At 43.8% G+C, this 24,707-nt stretch carries 17 protein-coding genes and 1 rRNA gene; 12 read left to right on the top strand and 6 right to left on the bottom strand.

Features of this window, described 5'->3' with window-relative positions; translation table 11 throughout:
* Nucleotides 1-22 precede the first annotated feature (22 nt).
* On the bottom strand, nt 23-1,465 hold the full coding sequence (locus ACHUFN_RS17000) for a DEAD/DEAH box helicase (protein ID WP_394223776.1): 1,443 nt from the start codon (nt 1,463-1,465) through the stop codon (nt 23-25).
* Nucleotides 1,466-1,848: 383 nt separating this feature from the next.
* Between ACHUFN_RS17000 and ACHUFN_RS16995 the strand changes: the two genes are divergently transcribed.
* Nucleotides 1,849-3,174, top strand: a complete 1,326-nt coding sequence (locus ACHUFN_RS16995) for a mechanosensitive ion channel family protein (protein ID WP_394223774.1) — start codon at nt 1,849-1,851, stop codon at nt 3,172-3,174.
* 27 nt (nt 3,175-3,201) lie between these two features.
* Here the strand turns inward: ACHUFN_RS16995 and ACHUFN_RS16990 are convergent, their stop codons facing one another.
* Nucleotides 3,202-3,687: a hypothetical protein gene (locus ACHUFN_RS16990; protein ID WP_394223772.1), complete on the bottom strand. Its 486-nt coding sequence runs from the start codon at nt 3,685-3,687 to the stop codon at nt 3,202-3,204.
* A gap of 205 nt (nt 3,688-3,892) precedes the next feature.
* Nucleotides 3,893-6,193: a catalase/peroxidase HPI gene (katG, locus tag ACHUFN_RS16985; RefSeq protein WP_394223770.1), complete on the bottom strand. Its 2,301-nt coding sequence runs from the start codon at nt 6,191-6,193 to the stop codon at nt 3,893-3,895.
* Between the two features lie 508 nt (nt 6,194-6,701).
* On the opposite strand from katG, the gene ACHUFN_RS16980 reads away from it, so the two are divergent.
* From ACHUFN_RS16980 to ACHUFN_RS16970, 3 genes are all read left to right on the top strand, one after another.
* Nucleotides 6,702-7,298, top strand: a complete 597-nt coding sequence (locus tag ACHUFN_RS16980) for a porin family protein (RefSeq protein ID WP_394223768.1) — start codon at nt 6,702-6,704, stop codon at nt 7,296-7,298.
* 356 nt (nt 7,299-7,654) lie between these two features.
* Nucleotides 7,655-9,871 (top strand): VTT domain-containing protein, encoded by a 2,217-nt coding sequence (locus ACHUFN_RS16975; RefSeq protein ID WP_394223766.1) that lies wholly within the window; start codon nt 7,655-7,657, stop codon nt 9,869-9,871.
* Complete coding sequence (locus ACHUFN_RS16970) at nt 9,859-10,572, top strand: endonuclease/exonuclease/phosphatase family protein (RefSeq protein WP_394223765.1); 714 nt, start codon at nt 9,859-9,861, stop codon at nt 10,570-10,572. The genes ACHUFN_RS16975 and ACHUFN_RS16970 overlap by 13 nt, the downstream gene beginning before the upstream one ends.
* A 49-nt stretch (nt 10,573-10,621) precedes the next feature.
* Here ACHUFN_RS16970 and ACHUFN_RS16965 read toward each other — a convergent pair whose 3' ends face one another.
* Nucleotides 10,622-11,602 (bottom strand): LysR family transcriptional regulator, encoded by a 981-nt coding sequence (locus ACHUFN_RS16965; protein WP_394223763.1) that lies wholly within the window; start codon nt 11,600-11,602, stop codon nt 10,622-10,624.
* Between the two features lie 411 nt (nt 11,603-12,013).
* Between ACHUFN_RS16965 and ACHUFN_RS16960 the strand changes: the two genes are divergently transcribed.
* The 6 genes from ACHUFN_RS16960 (at nt 12,014) to ACHUFN_RS16935 (ending at nt 19,248) form a co-directional block, all read left to right on the top strand.
* Nucleotides 12,014-14,608, top strand: a complete 2,595-nt coding sequence (locus ACHUFN_RS16960; RefSeq protein WP_394223761.1) for a TonB-dependent receptor plug domain-containing protein — start codon at nt 12,014-12,016, stop codon at nt 14,606-14,608.
* Between the two features lie 116 nt (nt 14,609-14,724).
* A complete protein-coding gene (locus tag ACHUFN_RS16955) occupies nt 14,725-15,546 on the top strand; it encodes a sulfite exporter TauE/SafE family protein (protein WP_394223759.1) in 822 nt (273 codons plus the stop codon).
* A 20-nt stretch (nt 15,547-15,566) separates the two neighbouring features.
* The gene (locus ACHUFN_RS16950) at nt 15,567-16,745 is read left to right on the top strand and encodes a pyridoxal phosphate-dependent aminotransferase (RefSeq protein ID WP_394223757.1); all 1,179 of its coding nucleotides are present in this window, start codon (nt 15,567-15,569) and stop codon (nt 16,743-16,745) included.
* 246 nt (nt 16,746-16,991) lie between these two features.
* Complete coding sequence (locus ACHUFN_RS16945; protein WP_394223755.1) at nt 16,992-17,357, top strand: response regulator; 366 nt, start codon at nt 16,992-16,994, stop codon at nt 17,355-17,357.
* A complete protein-coding gene (locus ACHUFN_RS16940; RefSeq protein WP_394223753.1) occupies nt 17,354-17,938 on the top strand; it encodes a chemotaxis protein CheX in 585 nt (194 codons plus the stop codon). The genes ACHUFN_RS16945 and ACHUFN_RS16940 overlap by 4 nt, the downstream gene beginning before the upstream one ends.
* A complete protein-coding gene (locus ACHUFN_RS16935) occupies nt 17,938-19,248 on the top strand; it encodes a sensor histidine kinase (RefSeq protein ID WP_394223752.1) in 1,311 nt (436 codons plus the stop codon). Before ACHUFN_RS16940 ends, ACHUFN_RS16935 begins: the two co-directional genes overlap by 1 nt.
* A 178-nt stretch (nt 19,249-19,426) precedes the next feature.
* On the opposite strand, the gene ACHUFN_RS16930 is transcribed toward ACHUFN_RS16935, so the two are convergent.
* Nucleotides 19,427-20,455 (bottom strand): MBL fold metallo-hydrolase, encoded by a 1,029-nt coding sequence (locus tag ACHUFN_RS16930; RefSeq protein ID WP_394223911.1) that lies wholly within the window; start codon nt 20,453-20,455, stop codon nt 19,427-19,429.
* Between the two features lie 227 nt (nt 20,456-20,682).
* On the opposite strand from ACHUFN_RS16930, the gene ACHUFN_RS16925 reads away from it, so the two are divergent.
* A complete protein-coding gene (locus tag ACHUFN_RS16925) occupies nt 20,683-23,052 on the top strand; it encodes a DNA polymerase II (RefSeq protein WP_394223750.1) in 2,370 nt (789 codons plus the stop codon).
* A gap of 279 nt (nt 23,053-23,331) precedes the next feature.
* Nucleotides 23,332-23,910: an EF-hand domain-containing protein gene (locus tag ACHUFN_RS16920; protein WP_394223748.1), complete on the top strand. Its 579-nt coding sequence runs from the start codon at nt 23,332-23,334 to the stop codon at nt 23,908-23,910.
* 506 nt (nt 23,911-24,416) lie between these two features.
* On the opposite strand, the gene rrf is transcribed toward ACHUFN_RS16920, so the two are convergent.
* A 5S ribosomal RNA gene (rrf, locus tag ACHUFN_RS16915) occupies nt 24,417-24,532 on the bottom strand.
* Nucleotides 24,533-24,707 lie beyond the last annotated feature (175 nt).

Here is a 24,707-nt window from a genome sequence, read left to right as displayed (position 1 = left end):
AAGGCCCTTTTTTGTAACAGAATTATGCTTCTGCCTGACTTGCTCTGCTTTTATTTGATGAGTGATTTCTGCGGTTAGGCGGACGCTTTGTCGCATTACTTCCTTCGCTGCCTGCTTTTTGTTGCCTTGCTGGCTTACCATTAGCGTTGTGTCGCGAGTTCGACTTCCCACCATGAGAGTTGCCGTTCCCACTGCGGTTTCCCTGGCGAGGACCCGACTTTTTGTGTTGACCAGAACGCTTTGCTTCTCCACCGCTCTCATTTTGCTGCGCTTTTGGTTTCTTCGGCTTTTTTGGCTTTTTCGGCTTAGATAGTGTGGTAGGTGGTACAGCTTGTTGAGGTTCAAATCCTTCAAGAGTTTCACGAGGAAGCAGCTTTTGAATAAGCGTTTCAATATCTTTTAAGTTTTGAAACTCTTCAGCGCACACGAATGACCACGCCTGCCCACTTGCACCAGCGCGCCCCGTGCGACCGATCCTGTGAACGTAATCAGCAGCCGTATTAGGTAAGTCTAAGTTAACAACAATCGGTAATTCACTGATGTCGATGCCGCGTGCTGCAATATCTGTGGCTACTAGCACTTTGATTGCACCACTTTTAAAGTCAGCTAAGGCTTTGGTTCTTGCACCTTGGCTTTTATTACCGTGTATTGCAGCACTTGGAATTTTTGAACGAGTAAGCTTTTCAGCAATGCGGTTCGCTCCGTGCTTAGTGCGGCTAAATACCAACACTTGTTCCCATTTTTGTTGCTTGATAAGACAAATAAGCGCAGTGGTCTTTTTCGATTTATCAATGGTTACTAAATGCTGCTGTACGGCTTCAACCGTGGTGTTAGCCGGCGCCGTTGAAATACTCACAGGGTTGCGCGTAATCGTTTTCGCCAGTGCTGTAATTTCATCAGAAAAGGTCGCCGAGAACAGCAGGCTCTGACGCTCTTGTGGCAATAGCTTCAACACTCTTTTTATGTCGTGAATAAAGCCCATATCAAGCATTCTGTCGGCTTCGTCCAACACCAACACTTCAAGTTGAGAAAACTTAACTGCGTTTTGTTGGTGCAAATCAAGTAATCTTCCAGGCGTTGCAATTAATACGTCCACGCCTTTGCGAAGCTTCATCATTTGCGGGTTAATGCCCACACCACCAAATACCACGGCAGTTTTTAATGGCAAAAATTCACTGAACGCTCTAATACTTTCTTCTACCTGCGCGGCAAGCTCGCGAGTAGGTGTTAAGATAAGAGCACGAACATTATTGCCAGACACAGGTTGCCCTGACATCAATCTTTGTAAAATGGGTAGTCCAAATCCCGCGGTTTTCCCTGTTCCCGTTTGCGCAGCTGCCAACACATCCTTTCCTTGCAACACTTCTGGTATTGCTTTTTCTTGGATTGGTGATGGTGTGCTAAATCCTCGTTTTTCAATGGCTTTTAACAAGGGTTCAGCGAGCCCTAATTGGGTAAATGACATTAACAAACTCCTGTCATAGGTATTTATAAAAATTGCATACCGCAAAGGTATAAGCGCTAGTGCGTTATTGCTAACCGTGGGGGTTATAGATTACTGGGAAAACCTAAAGAGATACGCCATTGCCAACTTGGCTTATTGGTGTTTGACATCAAGAAAAGAACGTAGGTGTTTACTCTTACAAATTGCGCGCGGAGTCTACCACTAAACGTGGGAAGCCACCAGCGCATTTTTTGTTCAACATTTAATTAGATAACAAAATAGCATCAGCACGATAAATAAAAAAAGCTTTACCATATTTGCTATAACAGATAAAAAGCGCTCAGATATTCGACGACCTAAACTATCCGCGTGAACTAACGTGGCAAACAAGTGAAGTAGAAAACATGAATGTTGATAATTTAACCCAACACTTTGAAGAAAAGTTGGCATTAGTCAAAGCATCGGTAATGTCTGACAGCTTCGTCATCCAACTTATGACAATTGCTGTTATTTATTGCGTAGCGTTTTTGCTTGCTAGACAAGTAAAGAAGCCATTTAAGTTCACGCGAGAAAAACCCCAGCAAGGTGCGCATACCATGCACGGTTTTTTGTATAACCTAGGTGAAGCACTATTCCCACTTATTACAATAAGCATGCTAAAGCTAACAACTGTGCTTGGCGCGCAATTTCAGTTCGATGCTTGGCTATTAGAGATAGCCGTGGTTGTCGCACTCATGCTATTTGTAAATTCACTCATTACAGGCTTTGTTGAAAACAATACTATTGCAGCTTTCATGCGGTGGGTCGGCTTACCTATCTTATTTTTACACCTAGTTGGTGTGCTCCCACTGATTACTTCTGCACTAGCGTCAATTTCTATTTCGGTAGGTAACGTTGAAATTTCAGCCTATGGCGTTACTCGCGTCCTGTTATTTGGCGCATTACTGTTTTGGTTAGGGCGCAGTTCTAATGCAATAGGTCAAGACATCATAAGAAATCACAAATCGCTAGATGTTTCGACAAAAGAAGTCTTTGCAAAGCTTTTTGAAGTTGCACTTTTCTGTGTTGTGTTTCTTCTATTACTTAACGTAATGGGAATTAACTTAACCGCGTTGGCTGTGTTTGGTGGTGCTTTAGGTGTTGGTTTAGGCTTAGGTCTTCAGTCAATTGCATCGAACTTTATCTCTGGCATCATAATTTTGCTGGATAAATCGTTAACTGTTGGCGATTACGTTGAGCTTGAAGACGGGCAAAAAGGTATCGTAAGAGAATTCAAAATGCGCTACGCCGTATTAGAAACTTTCGACGGTAAAGACATTTTGGTACCAAACGAAAAATTTATCAGCTCTTTGTTGATAAACTGGACACATAAAAACCAAATGCAGCGCTATCGCATCGACTTCTCCGTTGCCTACAAAACTGATATTCGGGCAATGGTTGAAGTGATTAAAGAGGCAGTGTCTGAACATCCTCAAGTGATCAGTGGCGATGATGTTCCATTTGAAGAGCGACCTGATTGCGAGATAGATAGCTTTGGTGATTCTGGTGTAAACATGTTTGTCGAGTTCTGGATGGAAGGTGTCGATGACGGTAAAAACCGCGTTGGTGGCGACTTGCTGCTTACGGTTTTTGAAACACTGCGCGAGCACAATATTGAAATTCCGTTTCCTCAACGTGAAGTTCGCGTTATCAATGAACAAGGTATTGGAATTCGAAACACCACACCTTAGCTCACCATGTTTTACTTTCGCGCTGGATTAAAATCTGGCGCGAAGTGTATCCCATTGCCACTCTGGTGTTGTAAGCCCTAGCGTTTGAGTAAATTTTCCATAGTCGCCCTGCCCCATGGCCGTTGCCACCGTTTTCAGTTGAGATTTTGCCTTTATGGCCTTTACCTGAAGAAGCTCTAGTCGCTTGTCTGCGCTTGAATCAAAGTTTTCACTGATAATTGCATTGGCTTTATTCGTCGCTTCCCATGCTGTTAATACGTACCCAAGCAACTTGATATATACTCCCACCATTCGCTTTCGCTCGAAAATGTTCTCGAACATTGAGCCCAGTAATGTTTTGTGAAAGCTCGCCTCTGTTTCCTGTGCTGCAAACTGTTCAGCAATTTTTAACTCTTCTAACACATTATGCAAAAGCCTTATGTGCGCGGCGGTATTAAGCGCATTGGCGTCTAGCGCATTAATATCGTCACTTAGCATTTCTAAATTCACCAAAGAGCGTTGAAGGCTTGCCATTGTTGAGTATATCTGTCAGAGCGAAAAATAAGCATTCAGTGTATCGAATTAACGTGAAGTTTGCGATGGCCTCCCTTTGTTTTATAGCGCATTTGCGAATCTTTAATACAGATTTAAGTTCACTATAAAAAAGGGACGCCACCGGCGCCCCTTCGTTGCTAACGTCTGTTCGCGTATCAGTAATACGCTGCGGCATTAGTGCATGTTATTTACGTAAACTGGCGTTCAAGTCGTGACGCAAATCAAAACGGTCTAACGTCATTACTTTTGTCCATGCGTCTACGAAGTCTTCAACAAAACGGGTTTTCGCGTTGTCGTAAGCATATACTTCAGACACCGCTCGAAGCTCGCTATTTGAACCAAAGATAAGGTCTACTGGCGTACCTGTGTACATTACTTCACCCGAACTTCTGCTAACACCTTCGTAAACCGATGGATCATCGGTTTTTCTCCACTTAACACCCATATCAAGTAGCGTAACGAAGAAATCGTTGTTTAACGTGCCTACCTTATCGGTAAATACACCATGCTTAGCGTTTCCTGTATTTGCGCCTAAAGAGCGCATACCACCTAAAAGTACCGTCATTTCAGGCACGGTTAGATTTAGCTGATCGGCTTTGTCTACTAGCATATCCGTAGGCGAACGATAGCTTGCTTCTGCATTATAATAGTTTCTAAACGCATCGGCATAAGGCTCAAGCAACGCAAACGAGTTCACATCTGTTTGTTCTTGAGTAGCGTCGGTTCTGCCTGGAACCACTGGAACCGTTACCTCTACACCCGCATCGGCAGCCGCTTTCTCGATAGCCGCAGCGCCGCCAATAACAATTAAGTCAGCAAGCGATACTTTTTTCTTAGAGAACATGCGCGAATTGTAGTCTTCTTGCATTTCTTTAAGCTTGGTTACCACTGCTTTAACGGTTTCAGGTTCGTTCGCTTCCCAGCTCATTTGTGGCTCTAGGGCTACGCGGGCACCGTTTGCACCTCCACGTAAATCTGAGGCACGGAAGCTTGCTGCAGCCGCCCACGCTGTTTTTACAAGCTGCTGAACGGTTAAACCGCTGTCTAAAATGTCAGCCTTAAGCTTTTTAACGTCTTTCTCAGAAATCGTTTTGTAGTCGGCTTTTGGTACAGGGTCTTGCCAAATGAAATTCTCTTCTGGAATATCATTACCCAAATAACGTGCTTTAGGCCCCATATCGCGGTGCGTAAGCTTAAACCACGCTTTAGCGAATGCCGTTTGGTACGCTTTAGGATCGGCTAAGAAACGCTCAGCTATTTTGCGATACTCTGGGTCGTATTTAAGTGCCAAGTCAGCGGTTGTCATAACAGGAGGATTCTTCTTACCTTCAACGTGTGCATCTGGCACAGCTTTGTGTAGAGACTCATCCGTAGGAATCCATTGAATAGCGCCTGCTGGGCTACGTGTTTGCTTCCACTCAAAACCAAGTAAATTCTGAAGGTATAAACTTGTCCACTTTGTGGGTGCCTGTGTCCATGCTCCTTCAAGACCACTTGTTACTGTATTTTCAGCGTTGCCTTTACCACAGTTATTTTTCCAACCCAGCCCCTGCTCTGCTAATCCTGCACCACCTGGCTCAGCCTCTAAACAATCTGCTGGTTTGTGTGCACCGTGCATTTTCCCAAATGTGTGACCACCGGCAATAAGTGCTACGGTTTCCTCATCATTCATCGCCATGCGACCAAATGCAGTGCGAATGTTCTTGGCTGATCCCATAGGATCAGGAACCCCTTTTGGCCCTTCAGGGTTTACATATATTAAGCCCATGTGCGTAGCACCTAGCGGACGCTGAAGTTTACCGTCTTGCTCTTCGCGATCGCTTGCTAGCATTTCTACTTCTGGGCCCCAGTACACCATATCTGGCTCCCAATCGTCAGTACGACCACCCGCGAAGCCATAGGTGTCAAAGCCCATGTTTTCCATTCCTACAGTGCCTGCGAGAATCATCAGGTCACCCCATGACAAGCTCTCCCCATACTTTTGCTTAATGGGCCACAGCAAGCGACGCGCTTTATCAAGATTGCCGTTATCAGGCCAGCTATTAAGGGGATCAAAACGCATTTGACCACCATCGCCGCCCCCGCGCCCGTCTAAGGTACGGTAGGTACCTGCACTGTGCCATGAAAGGCGTATAAAGAACGGCCCATAATTACCGAAGTCTGCTGGCCACCAGTCTTGTGAAGTGGTAAGAAGTTCATTTACGTCTTTTTTAACTTGGTCAAGGTCAAGCTTTGAAAACGCCTTAGCGTAGCTAAAATTGTCGCCCAGTGGATTTGAACGATTGTCGTGATCTCGAAGTGGAGATAAATCGAGTTGATCCGGCCACCAAAATTGGTTGCTCTTTGCTTGAAATGCTTTTGCCATACCAGTGCCTTTTGCACCCGCTGGCTTACTAATTTGGTCGTTGGCAACGGCACATGTTGCACTTAACGACAGTGCAATTAATGCTGAAAGCGTGGTTTTTCTAAACCTATTTATAGTCATGATTATTTCCCGTCTGAGTCTGTTTCTGCTATCAAACTGCGGTGTGTACTTGCCCACCATCTTGTTAACATTTTGTCTACCTAACAAACACCTAAAAGATAGACAGCCTTACTGGATATTGACAGTTGATAAAACAAATTCAGCTGATTAGAAAATCCAATCAAATGAAAAGCTCATGAATTCAATATGTTGTGAACATTTCGAGATTTGGTTCGATGGTCTGGGTGTTTTGAGCTAGTTGAGAATAAAATTAGATAAACGGTGTGAATCTCTTTCAGAGCATGAGAAATTTTTTCGCCCCCAGCTTTTCTTCCGCTCTATTTAAATTACAAAAGTGGTTAATTAATCAACTAAGAGATGGCGTAATCGGTAAGTTTTTCAGCTAATTGAAATGATTTTTGCAATTTCTACCATGGCACAGCAATTGATTAAGCATTAGTGAATTGAAGACACATTTACTTCACAAAAGAAGTCGATGGAATGTTACAAAAGTAGTGAGGATGAACTTATGAAAAACACACTTAAGACACTTACCGGATTAGCAACAATTGCCTCAATCAGCGCCATGGCATCGTTTGGCGCTAACGCTCAGTCTAGCCAAATTGAAGCAAAGGATAGTGGGTTTTATGTGGGTGGTAATTACGGTTACCTGCGCGTTGAAGGAGAAGACGACTTTGACGATGACAAAGATGTTTGGCAAGGTCTTGTTGGTTACAAGTTTAACGAATGGATAGCTGTAGAAGGTGGTTACATCGATTTTGGCGACTACGGCAATGACATCGCTGGTGCTGAAACAGACGGCTATACTGCAGCCATTAAAGGCATCCTGCCGCTGACAGAACGCTTTTCATTATATGCCAAAGCCGGGCAACTTTGGTCTGAAACTGAATACAACTTTGTTGGTGTATCGCGTGACTATGACGACGAGAGCCTTTTCGTAGGTGCGGGTCTAAGCTACGCCATCACAAGTAACTTTTTAGTGAATGCAGAATACACTGTTTACGATACTGAGTTAGATGCAGATGAAGCATTTGACGATATTGACGACACCGATTTTGAAACCGACCTTAAACAAGCAAGCATCGGTGTTGAGTATCGTTTTTAATTTATCGTACAAGGCACATTTCACGTAACCTTGCGTGAATTACTTTGAATAAAAGCCTTTGTCACGCGACAAAGGCTTTTTTTCACCTTCAATGCGCGGAATGCACAGCACCATAAGCTTCGTCCCATACGTGTTTTTGCTTTTATAAAGATGTTATTTCTGCTTTTTGCCAACCGTGAACATTAAACTCACTGTGTCGTGAAAATATTACACAAATTTGAAAAGCGCATTTTCCCCAATAAAACAAATTAAAATAAATATAATTAAATCAATTGATTAGATCGCTAACGTTTAGAGATGTTGAGGTATAGATACTGCATTATTCCTTGATAAGTATTTAGGATGGGTAGCAGGGTATGCAATCAAACAAGAGTATTTTTCAACCAGGTCAGAACTGTTGGGTAGCGAGCAAAGCTCGCTTTTCCACACCGTTAATTGATTGCGCAAATTATTATAAAGCCCTACATAGCGCGATCGTTAAAGCCAGACACAGTATTTTCATTGTTGGATGGGATATCGATAGTCGAATTCGTTTACTACGAGGCGATGATGAGGCAAACAGCGAAGCACCAAGCGTTATAAGCGATTTGCTTAAATGGAAGGCAGAGCAAAACCCAGACATTAAGATTTATCTGTTGCGCTGGGACTCTTCGTTGGCATTTTTCGCACAGCGTGAAATGTGGGCCAAAGAGGTGTGGGAAGAAAAAACACCAGACAACGTTGAAACAGAGCTAGACGACACCATTCCGATGGGCGGCAGTCAGCACCAAAAAATTGTGGTTATTGATGACGAATTAGTATTCTCTGGCGGAATGGATGTATCAACAAATCGCTGGGATACTCGCGATCACCCTGTCTTGTCAGACGAAAGAAATGGTCCAGACGGCGAATATGGCCCCCTTCACGACGTACAGATGGTTTCTAGTGGCCCGGTGGTTGCTGATTTTTCAAAACTCGTTAGGTGGAGATGGCAACGTGTTGCTGAAACATCTCCGGTAGACATTCGTGAAGACGCCCATATTGATGAAAACGCGCCATTGCCTGACGCTTGGCCAGAGGACTTCCCGCCACTTTTCGAAAACGTAGAATGCGCACTTGCCCGAACCATTCCATTTATGGACGAAGTTGAACCGGCGCAAGAAGTGCGACATATGCTGCTTGACCTTATTAGCGAAGCAGAGTCAGTAATCTTTATCGAAAATCAATTTACTACTCGATTAGAGATCGCCGAAGCACTTAATAAGCAGCTTAAAGAAAAGCCTGACCTTTCGGTTATTATCGTGAGTTCTTACGAGCCAAAAGGCAAATTTGAATGCGAGGCATTTTGGGCAAGCCGTATTGAATTCAAAAGCATTTTGGAAAAGGGTATTGAACCTGAACGGGTAAAGCTCACTTATTCTTCTATTGAAGATATGCAGGGGCGTCGCGCGTACAAACGTATCCATTCAAAAGTTATGACTATCGATAACAAGTACCTTGTTATTGGCTCTTCAAATCTTAGTAACCGTTCAATGACATTGGATACTGAGATTGACACAGTGCTATTTGGTAACAATAAAGAGAATCAAGCCTGTATTGAACATGTGAGAAACGACTTACTTGCTGAACATACAGGAAGAGACATTGATGCAATGCCGGAAATATTTAACAGCAATAATCCTGTTGAAGCATTAATGCATGGTCAGATAGCGCATGGTTATATTCTTACCGAAGTAAATGACGAAGTTTTTACTGAGCAATCGGTGAAAAATGTCTTTCGCGCTCTGTCTGACCCCGAAGAACCGCTAATATCGGTGCCAACGCTTGATGGCGCAGCGCTGCCCGCTAGAAACCCAAGACGTCGCAGTATTATGATTTTAATTGGCCTGGCCATTATTGCAGTTTTAGGTGGGCTGATGTTCTGGGCTAGCCAGTCAATATCCTGGTTAAGTTCAGAGAGTATAAACGCTTTCTTAGAAAAGAGTCGCGGCACTTACTTTGCACTTCCTACCGTACTACTGGTTTATGTTGTCGGCGGTATATTGTTTTTTCCGGTTACTGTATTGTCTCTTGCTGTGGCCGCTATTTTTGGTCCTATTTGGGGCCCGATTTACGGAATGATTGGGGCACTAATGAGTTCGGCAATTACCTTTGGAATTGGGAAATTTCTGGGTAATGCTGGCCTTAAGAAAATAGGTGGCCCTAAAGTTGCGGCTGTCGATGCCAAGCTAAAGCGCAGTGGGATTGTTGGCGTTGCAGCCATTCGTATGCTGCCAATTGCCCCTTTCAGCTTAGTTAATTTGGTTGCAGGTATTTCATCAATTGGTATTTTTCAATTTTTAATCGGCACCTTTCTAGGCATGTTTCCCCCCATGATTGCAAAGGGGTTGGTAGGAGATTCAATCGCACAGATTTGGAAAAACCCATCTCCTGAAACCATTAGCTACCTAGTGGGAGGAATTATTCTTTGGGGCGTTATGATTTGGGGTTCGCAAAAGTTTGCCCGTTATTACCAAGCTAGAAAGGAGTCGCGTAGAGACGATACTGAAAGTGGTGAAAGCAATAAAGACGAGGTAGAGAAATGTGTCGCGTAGTAACCTACAACATTCACAGTGGGATAGGTAGAGATAAACAGCACGACTACAAGCGCATCGGACAGTTCCTAGCAAACAGCGGCGCAGATGTTGTGCTGCTTCAGGAGATGGATACGCGCCCACTTGAACGTGAGACCGCGCAAGATGTTAAAGACATATGCGCCAATAATACGTTCAAACTTATTCCCTCCCCCGCGATTAGAGAATCCGATGGCTGGTACGGAAATGCCATACTCACTCGCTTTGACGTGTTGGACCATGACACATTGGACGTTAGCCAACACGGACGACAGCCTCGAAACGTCCAAATTGTTGAGCTAAAAACGGAGAAAACACCTCTGACCGTCGTTAATACTCACAAGGGTTTGAAAAAAATAGAGCGCCGCTCACAGTTTTCACTACTTCATGAACACCTTTCAGCTAGGCTTAAAGAAAAACATACCCCGCTGCTGTTAGCTGGGGATTTCAACGAGTGGCAATTTTTTTCAAAAGCCTTCAAATCGCTCAACGAATTGTTGTCGCAGCAAAAAGTTGGCCCCACATTTCCAAGCCATTTTCCAGTGTTTTCTCTTGATAGAGTTTGGGTAACCGACGACATCAATGTTAAGGCGTGTAGAAAACTCAAAAATGCAAAGACAAGAATATATTCCGACCACTTGCCAGTGCTTGTTGATATCGAGCTGCCTGAGAGATTAAATTAAGAGGTTTGCGCACGATAACGCAGTCAAAACACGGCGTGAATTTCGACTATCAAGCGCTTGGAGTGGTAAATGTTGAAGCAGCAAACTCTAACGAGCCGCACCAATGATTACGCGCGTTTTCTTGGGCAATTATTTTTCTAATAAGGTTCATAATGCGTTCGTGATCTAGGTTAACATTAACGTGTTTATTGGTAACGGCAAGTACTCTTCTGTGCATCTCTGGCTGAATGATTTTCAGCGTTGATACCAATCCCGATTCTTTCAAATGAAAAATAGCAGAGGTGGGCAGTATCATTACCCCTTCCCCTTGCATAACTTGTCTTAACCCTGTCATCAGCTGCCCTGAATAAACTAAGTCGTGCTGTAAACTCACCCCCGTGGCTTTTTCATAGTCGGCTATCAACTGGCCTAGTGCGTCATTCTTTCCTGGTGAGAGCAAAGGCAATTCACTGATCTCCCAGAATTTTATGGTGTTCCTATCGCGCAACTTAATATATTGCGAACACATCGATGAAGCCGAAAAAACGAGATGAAGTTCTTCTTGTATAAGGGGCATTACTCGCATCAATTTTGGCTGGACGGCTTGTTGATAGGTAAGTGCGATATCCACCTGCTTCGATTCGAGCCAATTATTGATAGTATGGGAAGGCCCGGTACTAATTTCGACTTTAAGCCCCAAATGATGTTTAGATATTTCAGTAAGTAAAGGTAGTGAAAGCACGTTACCTATAGACGGTAACATGCCTATTTTAATCACTTTGTGCTGCTCAGCTTGAAACGCTTCTAACGCTGCTTTTATATTATCTATTTCACTTAATAGTTTTTCGGCATATTTATAAAATACCTCACCGGCAGAAGTTAAGCTTACCCCAGAATAAGTTCTATCAAGCAACTTTGCTTTCATTTCTCGCTCTAAGCTAGCAATTTGCTGACTAACAGCAGGCTGCGCTATATCAAGTGCTCGCGCTGCTGCAGCGATACTTCCTTTTTGTACGGCTATCACAAAAAAATACAGCTGTTTTGAATGCACACACTATCCTAAGTTGGTGACTTAAATAAGGAGGGTCTATTAACGTTTTATACAACGGTCTGCAGCAATGAATATGCCATCTAAAGGAATCAAATGAAGCAAAAATGTAAAAATTCGCATTTTTAAGATGGCGATAAAATTCTTTCAAAACTTAATACTTAGGTCTAACTGCAAGAAAATAGCGAGCTTCAAGAAGGCTCAATGTTTTTCTTATACCCCTGAATAATCTTCTTTCTTCCTGCAACGCAAAAGAGCTCTTAGCCTAGTCCTTGTACACGAGCAACTATAAAAACAACAAAAAGAAAATGCGCCTCGCATCAAAGTGGTGCTCGTACGTGCCTAATAAGAGTGCAGGTTTTCACCATCTCTACTCACCAAACCAAACAACAATAAGCACGATTAGGAACACACATGAAAAAGAGAACACTTCACACTGCAGTTTGTAATGCCCTCACAGGCTTAACCCTTTTTACCACTACTGTGCTTTCCCATGCGCAAGAAGTGACCGACGAGACCGATGAAGCCAAAAACTTAGAACGTATTGCCGTTGTTGGCGCCAGAGGCGCCCCGCGCTCTGTCACTAGCTCTCCCGTGCCCGTTGATGTACTGACCGCAGAAGACATTGAAGCTGTAGCTTTCACAGACATGAATAACGTGCTTATGACATTGGTGCCATCTTACTCAGTTGCTCGCCAACCTATTTCTGATGGTGGTACATTCATTCGCCCAGCCACACTTCGCGGCATGCCCACTGACAAAACCTTGGTTCTGGTGAACTCCAAACGTCGCCATAGAGCGGCGCTTGTGACCATTGGTGGCTCGGGTACGCAGGGGCCAGACATTGCCACAATTCCAACCGCAGCCATTCAAAGCGTAGAAGTATTACGAGACGGTGCGGCGGCACAATATGGTTCAGATGCCATTGCAGGTGTTATTAACTTCCAGTTAAAAAATAACACTGAGGGTGGCTCGCTAATTGCCGATTATGGAACGTTTTACGAAGGTGATGGCGACCAAATAACGGTTACGGGAAACAAAGGCTTTGCACTAGGTAGTGATGGCTTCTTCAGTATTTCAGCCGAATATTCAGATAGCGATGCCACCTTTCGAGGAGAGCAATACTGCGAGCCTTGGTTTTGTGTTGACGATCAACCTGAACAATTCATTGCTGACGCTACCGCTATGGCAAACCGAGTACATGGGTCTGATATTGTTCAACCGTGGGGACAGCCAAATACAAGCGGCACCCGTATTTTCTTCAACACTGGCTACACGTTGTCAAGCGAGATAGAGCTTTACGCCTTCGGTAATTATTCAGAAAGTGAGGGCGATGGTTCATTTTATTACCGTTATCCGGGCAACGGCACCATTGAAGATATTCGTCTTGAAGATGGCTCAATCTGGAATCCGCTAACGTTTTTCCCCGGTGGTTTTACTCCGCGCTTTTTTGGTGATGTTACCGATTATTCGATGGTGGGTGGGATCAAAGGCGTTTCTGGCGATTTGACATACGATATTAGCGGACGCTATGGCAACAATGAGATTTCTTATACGTTAGCAAACACAATTAACCCTTCGCTTGGCAATGAATCACCGACCTCATTTGAGCCGGGCGATCTAATCAATGAAGAAACACAGATTCAGGCTGATTTTACGTATGACTTAAATCAATACGTGCTCGCGTTTGGCGTTAGTTATCTCGACGAGTCTTATGAAATTTCAGAAGGTGAGGTTAGTTCTTATTTCGCAGGCCCATACGCGACATCTGATCCTTGGGGATTTTGTGACGGAGAAAGCGCATCAGCAGCAGGACTAGCGGCAATTGCTGCAGGCTCAACATTAAATTGCGCAAATCCAGACGACGCAGTGTATACCGTGGTAGGCGTAGGCTCCAATGGATTTCCTGGTTACTCACCAGATTATTCTGACACCTACGAGCGCGATTCATACGCTGTGTACACTGATATCTCTGGCGATATTAGCGAAGATCTGTTTGCACAGGCAGCATTGCGTTTTGAGGACTACTCCGACTTTGGCTCAGAGGTTGTGTACAAGGTAGCAGGGTTTTATCAACTTACTGATGAAGTAGGGTTCAGATCGTCTTTTGGTACTGGCTTTAGGGCGCCAACGCCTGGCCAACAAGGTACTACTAATGTTTCAACCCGCCTTCCAGATGGTTTTCCTGTAGCAACAGGGTTATTCCCTGCCGGTGGCGAGGTAGCACAGGCTCTTGGTGCTGACGAACTGCTGCCAGAAAAGTCTACAAATTTCACGCTAGGTATGACTGCCAACTATGGTGATTTAACGCTAACTGTTGACTACTACAACATTAAACTAGAGGACCGTTTGTATTCGGTTTCAACACGGGATGTTTCAACCACAGTAGTCACCGATCCTGATGCGCCAGGCTTTGATGCTTACCAAAATTATTTAGCGCTATCTGGTGCGAACGTCTCCGGCGCAGAGTCGATTGGCGGTGTGTTCTTCTTTCAGAACGCGTTCGATACTGTAACAGAGGGCCTAGACGTTGTTGCCACATACAAAGTGGAATCACAGTACGGCGCAACCCTGTTTACTGGCTCAGTGAACTACAACAAAACAGAGTTCGATTCTGATCCAAGCGAATACTTAGACGCTGAAGATCAGTTCGATTTTGAAAATAGCCTCCCAGAAATCCGTGGCGTGTTTTCAATAACGCACAGCTACGACGTGTGGTCTGCCGTTGCTCGCCTTAGTTACTTTGGCGAGTACGAAAATGCAGGTAGCGATGATGGCGTGAATGCAACTAGCATTCAAACGTTCGGTGACGAATACATGTTCGACATTGAAGGCTCTTACCTCATCAATGAAAACTTCACGCTGTCAGTAGGAATTAGAAACCTCTTCGACAATTACCCTGACGTGAGTACCAACGGTGATGCGTGCTGCGGTCAAGTATACGACTCAGGCTCAGTTGTCGACTGGCAAGGTGGATATTACTACACCCGCCTCGCCGCCCGATTTTAACTTGGTATAAACAAACACCGACAATCGTCGGTGTTTGTGTTTTAAGTCACCGGTATATAAGAAAAATATAAAAGGTCATTCATGTTAGTAGCTGTGTTAATCGGAGTAAAAAACAAATGGAAATAGAACTACTGTGGTTTGTAGTTACTTTATGTATAACTGGTGCCATTGCTGGTATTACGGCTGGCTTGTTCGGCAACGGCGGAGGTTTTGTTGTAGTGCCCGCCCTGCTGGCTGTTTTTCCATTTTTTACCCCACCCTCTGAAGCATTGGTGAAAGTTGCAATAGGAACGTCGTTAGCCTCTATTGTGGTTTCAAGTGCTCGCTCTGTAATGGCCCATCGCGCGAAAGGTGCTGTGGATTTCGACATTCTTCGCTCGTGGAGTATTTGGCTTGTGCTTGGTGTTGGTGGCGGTGTACTGATTGCCAACAACACGAGTGCAAACGGTCTTACCGTCGTTTTTGCCGCCGGGGTATTGCTTTATTCCGTGTACTTCCTGTTTCCAGAGTTTGTCGTTCGACCGGGACTTGTTTTCGATATGCCCACGGGCGTTGGTAAAGCGGTACTGGCATTTGTTCTTGGTGGCTTTTCGGCGTTACTTGGCATAGGTGGCGGTACACCCACTGTCATCACCATGGTGATGTGCCAGCGATCCATTCAGCAAGCTGTTGCAACCGCTGCGGGTGTAGGCTTTCTGATAGGCTTGCCTGGAGCGATAGGCTTTCTATTTATGAAACACCCAGACACGGCATCACTCCCGGTTGGCACCATTGGCTACATCAACATTCCGGCACTTATCGCAATTAGTATAGGTGCAATTTTCACCGCTCCTATTGGAGCTAAAATGGCGCATAACTTTAGTGAAAAAAAGTTAAAGCGCTTGTTTGGTATTTATCTCGTCATTGTATCTAGCGCAATGTTCTATAAAGCCATTTAAAAAAATAAAGGAGACAAACCGTGAGTTACAATCGTTCAAGACGCTTATTTATCGGCGGTTCGGTAGCAGCATCAGCGATAGGTGCAAGTGCACTTAGCGGCCTTGTTGGCGCACAAACAGTGAGTGGCGCATCTGACAAAACATCATCCGTAATGTACGGCCCTAAACCCGGTGTAGCGAAGCTCAACGCAAACGAAAACCCGTTTGGCCCCAGCCCTAAAGCACTAGAAGCTATTGCAAAAGCATCGTCAGAAGGTGGGGCCTACTACGCTTATCCAGCGGCTATGACCCTGTTGGACATGATTGCAGAGCGCTACGGCATAACACGCAAGAATATCTCGTTAAGCGCAGGCTCAAGCCCGATATTGTCTTATGCCGCTCTTGCAGCGAGTAAAAATGGTAAAATTCTTGGCCCCGATCTCTTTTGGGATACCACATCTAAAGCGCCTGAAAAACAAGGCGCTCCTGAAATAGTAAGAATAGCCAATACCGCAGAGCTCGATATAGACCTTGATGCCATGTACGCCGCTATTGATGACTCAATAGGTATGGTTCACATATGCAATCCTAACAACCCCACAGGTAAAATACTGGACCCCGCCAAGCTACGCGATTTTTGCATTAAGGCGTCGAAGAAAACGCTTGTGCTTGTTGATGAGGCCTATAACGAATTGACTGACGAACCTCCAAAGCATTCTATGATCCCGCTTGTCAAAGCAGGCCACAACGTTATTGTGGCAAGAACATTTTCTAAAATTTATGGGTTGGCAGGTATGCGTGTGGGCTACCTTATCGCTTCAGAAGAAAACACAGAATGGATAAATCGCTACGGCATGGGTGGCTATACGTTAAACCAAGCAGGCCTTGCTGCCGCCATTGCCAGCTATAACGACGACGCGTTTTTAACCTTTTCTAAGGAAAAAATTTACGAAGGAAAGGCAATGGTAATGGAGGCGGTGAAAGCGAACGGATTAACAGCACTTCCCTCGAGTACGAATTTTATCTTTGTGAACTTAGGTGATGGAAACGCAGAGTATTTTCGTCAGGCTATGGCACAGCAAGATGTGCTCATTCGGGGTATTTACCGTACGTATGATAATTGGTCGCGGGTAAGCATGGGAAAAATCGCAGATGTAAAACGCTACGTCGACGCCATGCCGATTGCGCTAGAGAAAATGTACACACTACAAAAAAGCTAATCTAAAGGGTGTGTATCATTTTTAGATACGCACCTTCCCTTCATTTCACTATCTATCTCGCATCGAATATCTTATTTAAAAGTCTAATGCACAGAAAAACGCTCCTAACATATACTCAATTTAAGGCTTAGCTGCTAAGAAAGCATTCATCAGAAAAATTTTTCGGTATTGTTGCAGTAACGCTAAAGTTGCACATACTTTACTTAAAAAAAGGTATTGCTTACATGCCGTTCTAGGAGGCTATACATGTCAATTTCTGTTTTAGTTGCTGACGACTCTAAATTATCGAGACGAAGTGTTATTCGATCGCTACCAGAAGATTTAAACTATGACATCACTGAAGCAACAAACGGGCAAGAAGCTATAAATGCATTATCAGAACGTGATTTCGCGCTGATCCTTTTAGACCTTACGATGCCTGAGGTTGACGGCGTTGGCGTGTTGAAATACCTAAGCGAACAGCCAGACGCACCTAATGTAATAGTGATCAGTGCCGACTTTCAGCCAGAAAAACAAAAGATTGTGATGTCTCTTGGCGCCAAGCGATTTTTGCGCAAACCCCTCGATAAAGAAGAGTTAGCGATGACAATGTTTGAGCTGGGGTATTTATGAGTATTGTACTTCCACTAGACGAAGAGCAAAGAGACGCGCTGCAAGAGCTGTTAAACATTTCGATGGGTCAAGCGGCTAATTCTCTCGCTCAGTTAATTGAGACAAAAATTGATATCTCAATTCCTAAAATTTCAGCCGTCACGCCCACTCAACTTTATAGCCTTTTATTTGAAACAGAAGATGCTTTTTACACCCGTCAGTCTTTTTTAGGCGATGTTCACGGTGAAGTGATGTCTGTTTTATCACGCGCGGGTTTAAAAGAAGTTGCTTTATTAATGGACTATGACGAGCCACTTAGCAAAGAGGACATTCAAGAAATTATATTGGAGCTTTGCAATATTTTAGCGGGCGCTTGTTTAGCAGGTCTCTCACAGCAGCTAGAGCTGACAACGAACTTAAACATGCCCACCTTGTTTCAGCCCAACAAGACTAATTTTGATGCATTTAAGTGGCAGCACAGCTTAGTAATGGAAGTTCAATTCGTTATTGCTATCTCATCTTTCAGCATGCGCGTTGTTTTTTGCTTAGACGATGAGTCGCTAGAACGAATGAAAAATACGTTAAATGAGTTACTTGAGTAATGTTTGAACAATTGGTGGGAAAACTACCTGTTGGAATAGGCGTTGTTGATGAGGCATTTAACGTTGTATACCTTAACGACTTCTTTTTAGACCGCTTACCTCACAATTTACGCGAAAATTATAAAGAGAAGCCTGTCACCGACTTATTTCAAGGGCAAGGTAAATTTCTTAGGCGCAGATTAAAGTCGGTGTTTGTACTACAACACCCAAGCTTTAGTTATTGGGAGCAACGCCCGCATATTTTTCCATTTAAAAGCTCTCGCCCAATTACTGGTGAAGAAACACAAATGTTTCAAAACATGGAAATTCTGCCCATTAAGGATGAGAGTACGGGGCGAAAGTTGGCGTGTATCTTCCTTCAGGACGTAACGGCCCAGGCCAGTTATTTTAGAGCGCAGCAAAAGCTGAGTGAAGCACTAAAGCAGGAGCACGAAGCTCAGCGCAAACTAATACGAAAATTAGATACGACTCAAAGCCAACTCATTCAAGCAGAAAAAATGGCTTCGACTGGTCAACTAGCCGCTGGCATTGCTCACGAAATTAATAACCCTATTGGTTTTGTAAACGCCAACCTTAGTACGTTTGAACAATACGCCGCTCACTTAATTACAATTTGCGATGGTGTGCAAGCCACACTTGAGAATTTTAATGACGAGCTTAAAGAGCAAATTGACGCGCTATTTGAAGCTAATCACTACGCGTTGTTAAAAGAGGACATCACTGAATTAATTAAAGAATCTACCGATGGCCTGACACGAGTAAAAGATATAGTCGAAAACTTAAAAAATTTTTCATTGGAAACCACAGAGGGCTTGCAAATAGTAGATGTATGCGCCGTATGCCATCAGCTTATCACTCTTATTTCAGCGCAATACAACAAGCCTCAATATAAATTTGAATGCCAATACAAAAAGGTGGAGGTGATGGGAAACCCCGGGCCATTAAAGCAAGCGCTAATGAATATTGTTATTAACGCTGCACAAGCTATAGGTGATAAGGGCTTTATTAAAATTACGGTTTTTGACACTACAGAGTCAGTAAAAATAAAAATTTTGGACTCAGGCTGCGGAATACCATCACAAAATATGAATCGCATATTCGAACCTTTCTTTACGACTAAACCAGAAGGACAAGGTCAGGGGTTGGGCTTGTCTGTGGCCTATTCAGCAATTGAACAGCACCAAGGTAAAATTTCAATAAGCAGTAAAGAAGCGAAAGGGACAGTGGTAGAAATAATGGTGCCAAAACAACTAGCACAGCGCGATACCTCAAATGTTCAAAAAGGCGTAGCCAACTCGCAGACTACATGACAGAGAGCGCGCAGCTAGCCTTTAGTGACGCCTTCTCTTGCACTGACTAGGGGCTGTAAAGCGTTGCTGTACCATTTTACGGCTACCTGTGCTCTTTATAGTTTGAAGGTTTCGTATGACGTGCGTTGAAAACATTCGACGTAATGCAGATTACACCAGTCACATAGCAAACAGGGCGTCATGAAAGACGCTTAGCTTCACTTGCTTTAAATTCAAATACTCCTTCACTGTTAAGCGTGCGAGAGACAATGCCTTTACTGTGTAAATAGTTTAGGTGCGATAGGCACTCTGCGACTGCAAAAACCATGTTTCGGCTGGACAATTTGCGTTTAAACATGACAGGTAGTAGTTCCACTACGGTTTGTGACCTCTCACACGCAATTTGCAGCGCTTCTAAATGATCATGGTGATGCGCCATCAGTGAATCTACTCGTTCATGCAGCCCGATAAAGGGAAGCTTATGTGCCGGTAATACCGTCGTATCGTTAGGCAACGCTTTAAATTGTGGCAGCGTATCTAAGTAATCATCTAAGGTGTTGGCATCAGGCTCAGTTGAATATGCGCCAATGTTTGGTGTGATTATTGGCAGAATATGATCGCCCGAAATGAGGATATTTTTCTTTTTATTGTATAAACAGGCGTGCTCTGGGGAATGCCCTCGCCCAATCATCACATTCCATTCATTATCACCTAGTGATAACACCATACCCTGTTTAAGTCGGGTATAGCTAATTGGTAATGGAGAAACCACGCTACTGTAGCCTTTGCCGTCTCCAGACGTAAGTTTCGCTATCATTACTTCATCTAACCCGGCACGCTGGTAGTACTGCACATCTCTATCAACGGTCGCACCGTTTCTTCCTGCAGCAAAAGCTCGGGCAGTAAAGTATTCGGTTTGCGACATGTAAAAAGGCACGTTAAATGTGTCGGCTATCCATCCTGCAAGCCCAATATGGTCTGGATGTAAATGGGTAACGATTACGCCTACAATTGGCCCGTCTAACTTTTTAAAAATATGTTCCCACAATGCTTTTGTAGTAGACGTACCTATACCCGTATCAACAACAACCCAGCCCCCCTCACCACGAATCAGGTAGAGATTTATGTGATCGAGCTCAAAAGGAAGCGGCATGGTTAGCCATAGAACTCCGTCAGCAACTTCTATAAGCTCACCAGGTTCCACCTGTTTATCGTAAAGATATTCCAAATCGCCCTCACCGTTTCTGCCCCACATGAACAGACATTTACGCGAAAAGAAAATATAGTCGCTAAAGGCTGTGTCTATTCAAGATAAATTGTAATGATGTCGTTCTAACTCGCCTAGCGCATAAAGACAAACATATCTGTCGAATAGAGATCTATAGGAGTGGATGATAACAAGCGGTATACTAGTGCTTTAAATACCTACGAACACGCGCACATTCAAACAGATACATGCCTGCCTCGACGATACAACAAGGGTTTATACTCAATAAAAGCACCTTCTCTAAGCGAGGAAGAGTGTATGTTGAGCTTTGGGTTAAAACACCTCGCGCTACCGTTAGGCTTGTATCTACAGAGCAAAAGCCAACGTGTTTTGTGCCAGTAGGACAGGTCGAGTCTCTGCGTGAAATTGCAAAACGAATTCCTGCTACCATCACCATTTCAGACGACGGTTTTCATACGCTTGAGCAAACTAAAGTGGCAACGGTAAAAACGGTTACCGAGTCGCACATGCATCACCTTCGCCAGCACGCACAAGAGCAAAGCATTGTGCTTTATGAAGCTGACATTCGTGTGGCTGACCGCTATTTAATGGAGCGTTTTGTTTATGGGGCTGTAGAATTTATCGCGCCCGCATTGCAAGGCGATAACCCAAACATCGTCATAGAAAACGCACAAATTAGACCTTGTCAGTTTCGAACCACTTTCACGTCATTAAGCATAGATATCGAATGCAATGAGCACGAAGAGCTATTCAGTATTGCATTAGCCGGTGATGACTTAAATGTGGTAATTCTCGTACGCCCACCTGACTTTGCTAACCAGCCCTTTATTCAAGAAAAGGATAGTGCTTATGAGCTCATTACCGTTGATTCTGAAGGTGAGTTACTTGCGCGTTTTTTTAAAATGGTTACCGACTACGACCCCGATATTATTTTAGGGTGGAACGTTAAACAGTTCGACATGGCCGTGCTTGCTCGAAGGGCTAAAGAGAATAACCTTAAATATGCGATTGGTAGACACAATCGAGAAGCATCGGTTAGGCGCTGGGAAGATCAGACCTTAGTTGACGTTCCAGGTCGATGCGTTATTGACGGTATTGAAGCGCTTAAAACAATGACGTATCACTTCGAATCATTTTCGCTTGATCATGTATCCGAGGAGCTTCTTGGCGAGAACAAACTGATTCAAGATACCGACAAATTGGAAGCGATTAAGCGTTTATATCACACCGACCCAGTTGCACTTGCTAACTACAACTTTAAAGACACCGAATTAGTTAATCGAATTCAAGATAAGACGCAATTTATTGATTTTCTAGCACTGCGAAGCATTCTTACAGGGTTAGATATGAGCAGACCTGGCGGTTCAGTGGCAGCCTTTCTCAACGTATACTTACCCAAGCTACACCGCATGTCTTATGTAGCAGGAGTAAGACCGGAAAATGGAGGGTTAGCAAGCCCTGGTGGGTATGTAATGCGCTCTCAACCCGGTCTTTATAAGGACGTTTTGGTTCTAGATTTTAAGAGCCTTTACCCTTCTATCATTCGCACGTTTAAAATAGACCCTCTTGGGCTTGCTGAAGGTCTTAAATCGCCCGAGACAGCCATAGATGGGTTTAAAGGTGCCGTGTTCAGTCGCCACTCTCACTTTCTTCCTTCTATCATTGAAAACCTTTGGCAGCAGCGTGATGAAGCAAAAAAACAACAAGATGCGCCGCGCTCTCAGGCGATCAAAATATTGATGAATTCATTTTACGGTGTGCTAGGTAGCGGAGGCTGCCCGTTTTACGATCCACGCCTTGCAAGCTCAATTACACTGCGAGGGCATGAGATCATGCAAACTACCGCAGGATGGATTGAGGAGCTTGGTTATACTGTCATCTATGGCGATACCGACTCTACATTTGTTCATGTAGAGGGAAATAATGCATTGGGAACGCCATCAGAAACAGGGCTTAGATTAGCTGAAATCATAAATAAAAAATGGAACGAATTGCTAAAACGTCAATTCGATATCGATTGCCATTTGGAAATTGAGTTTGAATCGCATTTTGCTACGTTTTTCATGCCGACAATAAGAGGCTCGTCAGAGGGTAGCAAAAAGCGTTATGCGGGAATGAAAGACGGAGAGCTCATATTCAAAGGGCTGGAAAACGTTCGCTCAGATTGGACTGTAATGGCCAAAACATTTCAGTATGAACTTTATAAAAAAGTGTTCACTGGCCAACCTGTTGAAGACTACATTAATGAAACCATAGCGGACATTAAAGCAGGAAAAGTAGATCATGAATTGGTATATAAAAAGCGCCTAAGAAAGCCACTTTCCTCTTATACGAAGTCACTGCCGCCCCATGTGAAGGCCGCGCGATTGGCCGATGAATATAACAAAGAACAAGGTTTGCCATTGCGCTATCAGTTTAATACAACAATTGCTTATGTAATTACAGTGCAAGGCCCTCAAACCGTAGAAACTGCAACCGCTCCACTACGTTACGATCACTATATTGAAAAACAGATCCAACCTATCGCTGACAGCATTTTGCCTCTTATAGGTTTAAATTTCGAAGGGATAGCTAACGATCAATTATCGCTATTTTAACTATCGAAAGTGTTCAAATGTCACAGCATATGAAGATCTTGCAACTACTGCGACAATTTAACATAGCAGAAATACTTTCCTGAAAAGAATCGAGAGCTTTTAACTTTTCATATCAACAGCTTAGGCAGTTGGCACAACCCGTGAATACCTTCAACTGTGTAATGAAGCGTATTGGGGGCGTATGTTTTACCCAGTCAAGTTTGTTTAAAAATCTGTGAAACGAGTGGACAAGGCGATTGAGCGTCAGCGTTCATCGTGAAAGCCAGAAGGAGTTTGATTATGAAGATCGCAAAACTAAGTATGCTCACCAGTGCTGTTATTGCTGCAACATTATCTGCAACTGTGATAGCGGGCCATCATGAAGAAAAGATCATTATGGGATTTAGCGCCATGGACAAAGACGGTAACGGTTATATTGTTGGTTCTGAAACCTCTGGTGTCATCGACAGCAAACTACTTTCTAAGATGGATACGGATGGCGACAGTATGATCAGTCGCGCTGAATTTAATAAATTCGTTGATGAAAAACCCGCTATGTTTAGTGACGACATCATAACTCAGGTAAAAACCGAAGGTACCAACGATGCGCTTCTTACTGAACAAGGGAATCCTGAGCTCTTTTCAAAAGCTGATGGTGAGATGATTTCAGAAAAGAACAAAGAACTGCGTACTGAGATGTCAGCGACTGCAGACGATAAGTTTACCAAGATAGACGTAAACAGCGACGGAAAACTTACCGCTGATGAATTAAAAATAGCGCATGTTGCAGGTGACTTTGAAATGATGGATGAAAACGGTGATTCATACGTAACACGTATGGAATACCGTGCTTATTTCGAAGGCTTAGAATCTAATTGATAGTTAACTCTTGTTAGTTGTTAACTATCAGCTATTAGCCCTGCTGCGAGGCTTCTTAATATTAGGGTCAGAGTACATTTATCTAATTGCAGATCCTGTTTGAGATTTAAAGTACTCTGACCCCATTTCTCAATCATAGGTTTTTCTTACGAATATTCAGACGTATTGAGCCTCTTCTGTTATAGCGCATCGTTCCGAACTAAAAACGAAGAATAGTCAGCGCCTCAAATATTAGGGTCAGAGTACATTTATGTGATTACTGAGCCAGTTAGAGAATTAATGAACTCTGACCCCACTTTTGAAGCCGGTTGAAGAATTAAAGTATCCTGCCCCTAATTTTCGTGGTTGGAGGGGTATGGGGTGTAGCGTTTCAGCTCCATTACCGACAAGGCCTGGGCTGGAATCGTATGAAATTAAATTCGTGGGGATCCCTCAGACTCTGACCCCAATTTTTTCTTTCTTCCAAACGCAAAAAACCCGCCGTAAGGCGGGTTTCTTTTAATGGGACCTGGCAGTGTCCTACTCTCACATGGGGAAACCCCACACTACCATCGGCGCTAATACGTTTCACTTCTGAGTTCGGAATGGAGTCAGGTGGTACCGTATCGCTATGGCTGCCAGGAAAAACTGGTAACAATTTGGGAAAGATAATATTAATTCAATCAGTGAGTAACTACTTTTCACTCTACTTTCTTTAGCTTGTCTACAACACGCAAAAGCCTAAAGCTTCTTGGGCGTTGTATGGTTAAGCCTCTCGGGCAATTAGTACAGGTTAGCTTAACGCCTTACAACGCTTC

Origin of the sequence: Alteromonas gracilis, from assembly GCF_043642145.1 — a bacterium.
Lineage (GTDB): Bacteria > Pseudomonadota > Gammaproteobacteria > Enterobacterales > Alteromonadaceae > Alteromonas > Alteromonas gracilis_B.
This window is presented reverse-complemented; position numbering and strand designations above follow the sequence as displayed.

What these genes read in the sequence shown, in the direction of transcription:
- ACHUFN_RS17000 (WP_394223776.1), bottom strand. Translation starts at nt 1,465, where the DNA reads ATGTCATTTACCCAATTAGGGCTCGCTGAACCCTTGTTAAAAGCCATT.
- ACHUFN_RS16995 (WP_394223774.1), top strand. Translation starts at nt 1,849, where the DNA reads ATGAATGTTGATAATTTAACCCAACACTTTGAAGAAAAGTTGGCATTA.
- ACHUFN_RS16990 (WP_394223772.1), bottom strand. Translation starts at nt 3,687, where the DNA reads ATGGCAAGCCTTCAACGCTCTTTGGTGAATTTAGAAATGCTAAGTGAC.
- katG (WP_394223770.1), bottom strand. Translation starts at nt 6,193, where the DNA reads ATGACTATAAATAGGTTTAGAAAAACCACGCTTTCAGCATTAATTGCA.
- ACHUFN_RS16980 (WP_394223768.1), top strand. Translation starts at nt 6,702, where the DNA reads ATGAAAAACACACTTAAGACACTTACCGGATTAGCAACAATTGCCTCA.
- ACHUFN_RS16975 (WP_394223766.1), top strand. Translation starts at nt 7,655, where the DNA reads ATGCAATCAAACAAGAGTATTTTTCAACCAGGTCAGAACTGTTGGGTA.
- ACHUFN_RS16970 (WP_394223765.1), top strand. Translation starts at nt 9,859, where the DNA reads ATGTGTCGCGTAGTAACCTACAACATTCACAGTGGGATAGGTAGAGAT.
- ACHUFN_RS16960 (WP_394223761.1), top strand. Translation starts at nt 12,014, where the DNA reads ATGAAAAAGAGAACACTTCACACTGCAGTTTGTAATGCCCTCACAGGC.
- ACHUFN_RS16955 (WP_394223759.1), top strand. Translation starts at nt 14,725, where the DNA reads ATGGAAATAGAACTACTGTGGTTTGTAGTTACTTTATGTATAACTGGT.
- ACHUFN_RS16945 (WP_394223755.1), top strand. Translation starts at nt 16,992, where the DNA reads ATGTCAATTTCTGTTTTAGTTGCTGACGACTCTAAATTATCGAGACGA.
- ACHUFN_RS16940 (WP_394223753.1), top strand. Translation starts at nt 17,354, where the DNA reads ATGAGTATTGTACTTCCACTAGACGAAGAGCAAAGAGACGCGCTGCAA.
- ACHUFN_RS16935 (WP_394223752.1), top strand. Translation starts at nt 17,938, where the DNA reads ATGTTTGAACAATTGGTGGGAAAACTACCTGTTGGAATAGGCGTTGTT.
- ACHUFN_RS16925 (WP_394223750.1), top strand. Translation starts at nt 20,683, where the DNA reads ATGCCTGCCTCGACGATACAACAAGGGTTTATACTCAATAAAAGCACC.
- ACHUFN_RS16920 (WP_394223748.1), top strand. Translation starts at nt 23,332, where the DNA reads ATGAAGATCGCAAAACTAAGTATGCTCACCAGTGCTGTTATTGCTGCA.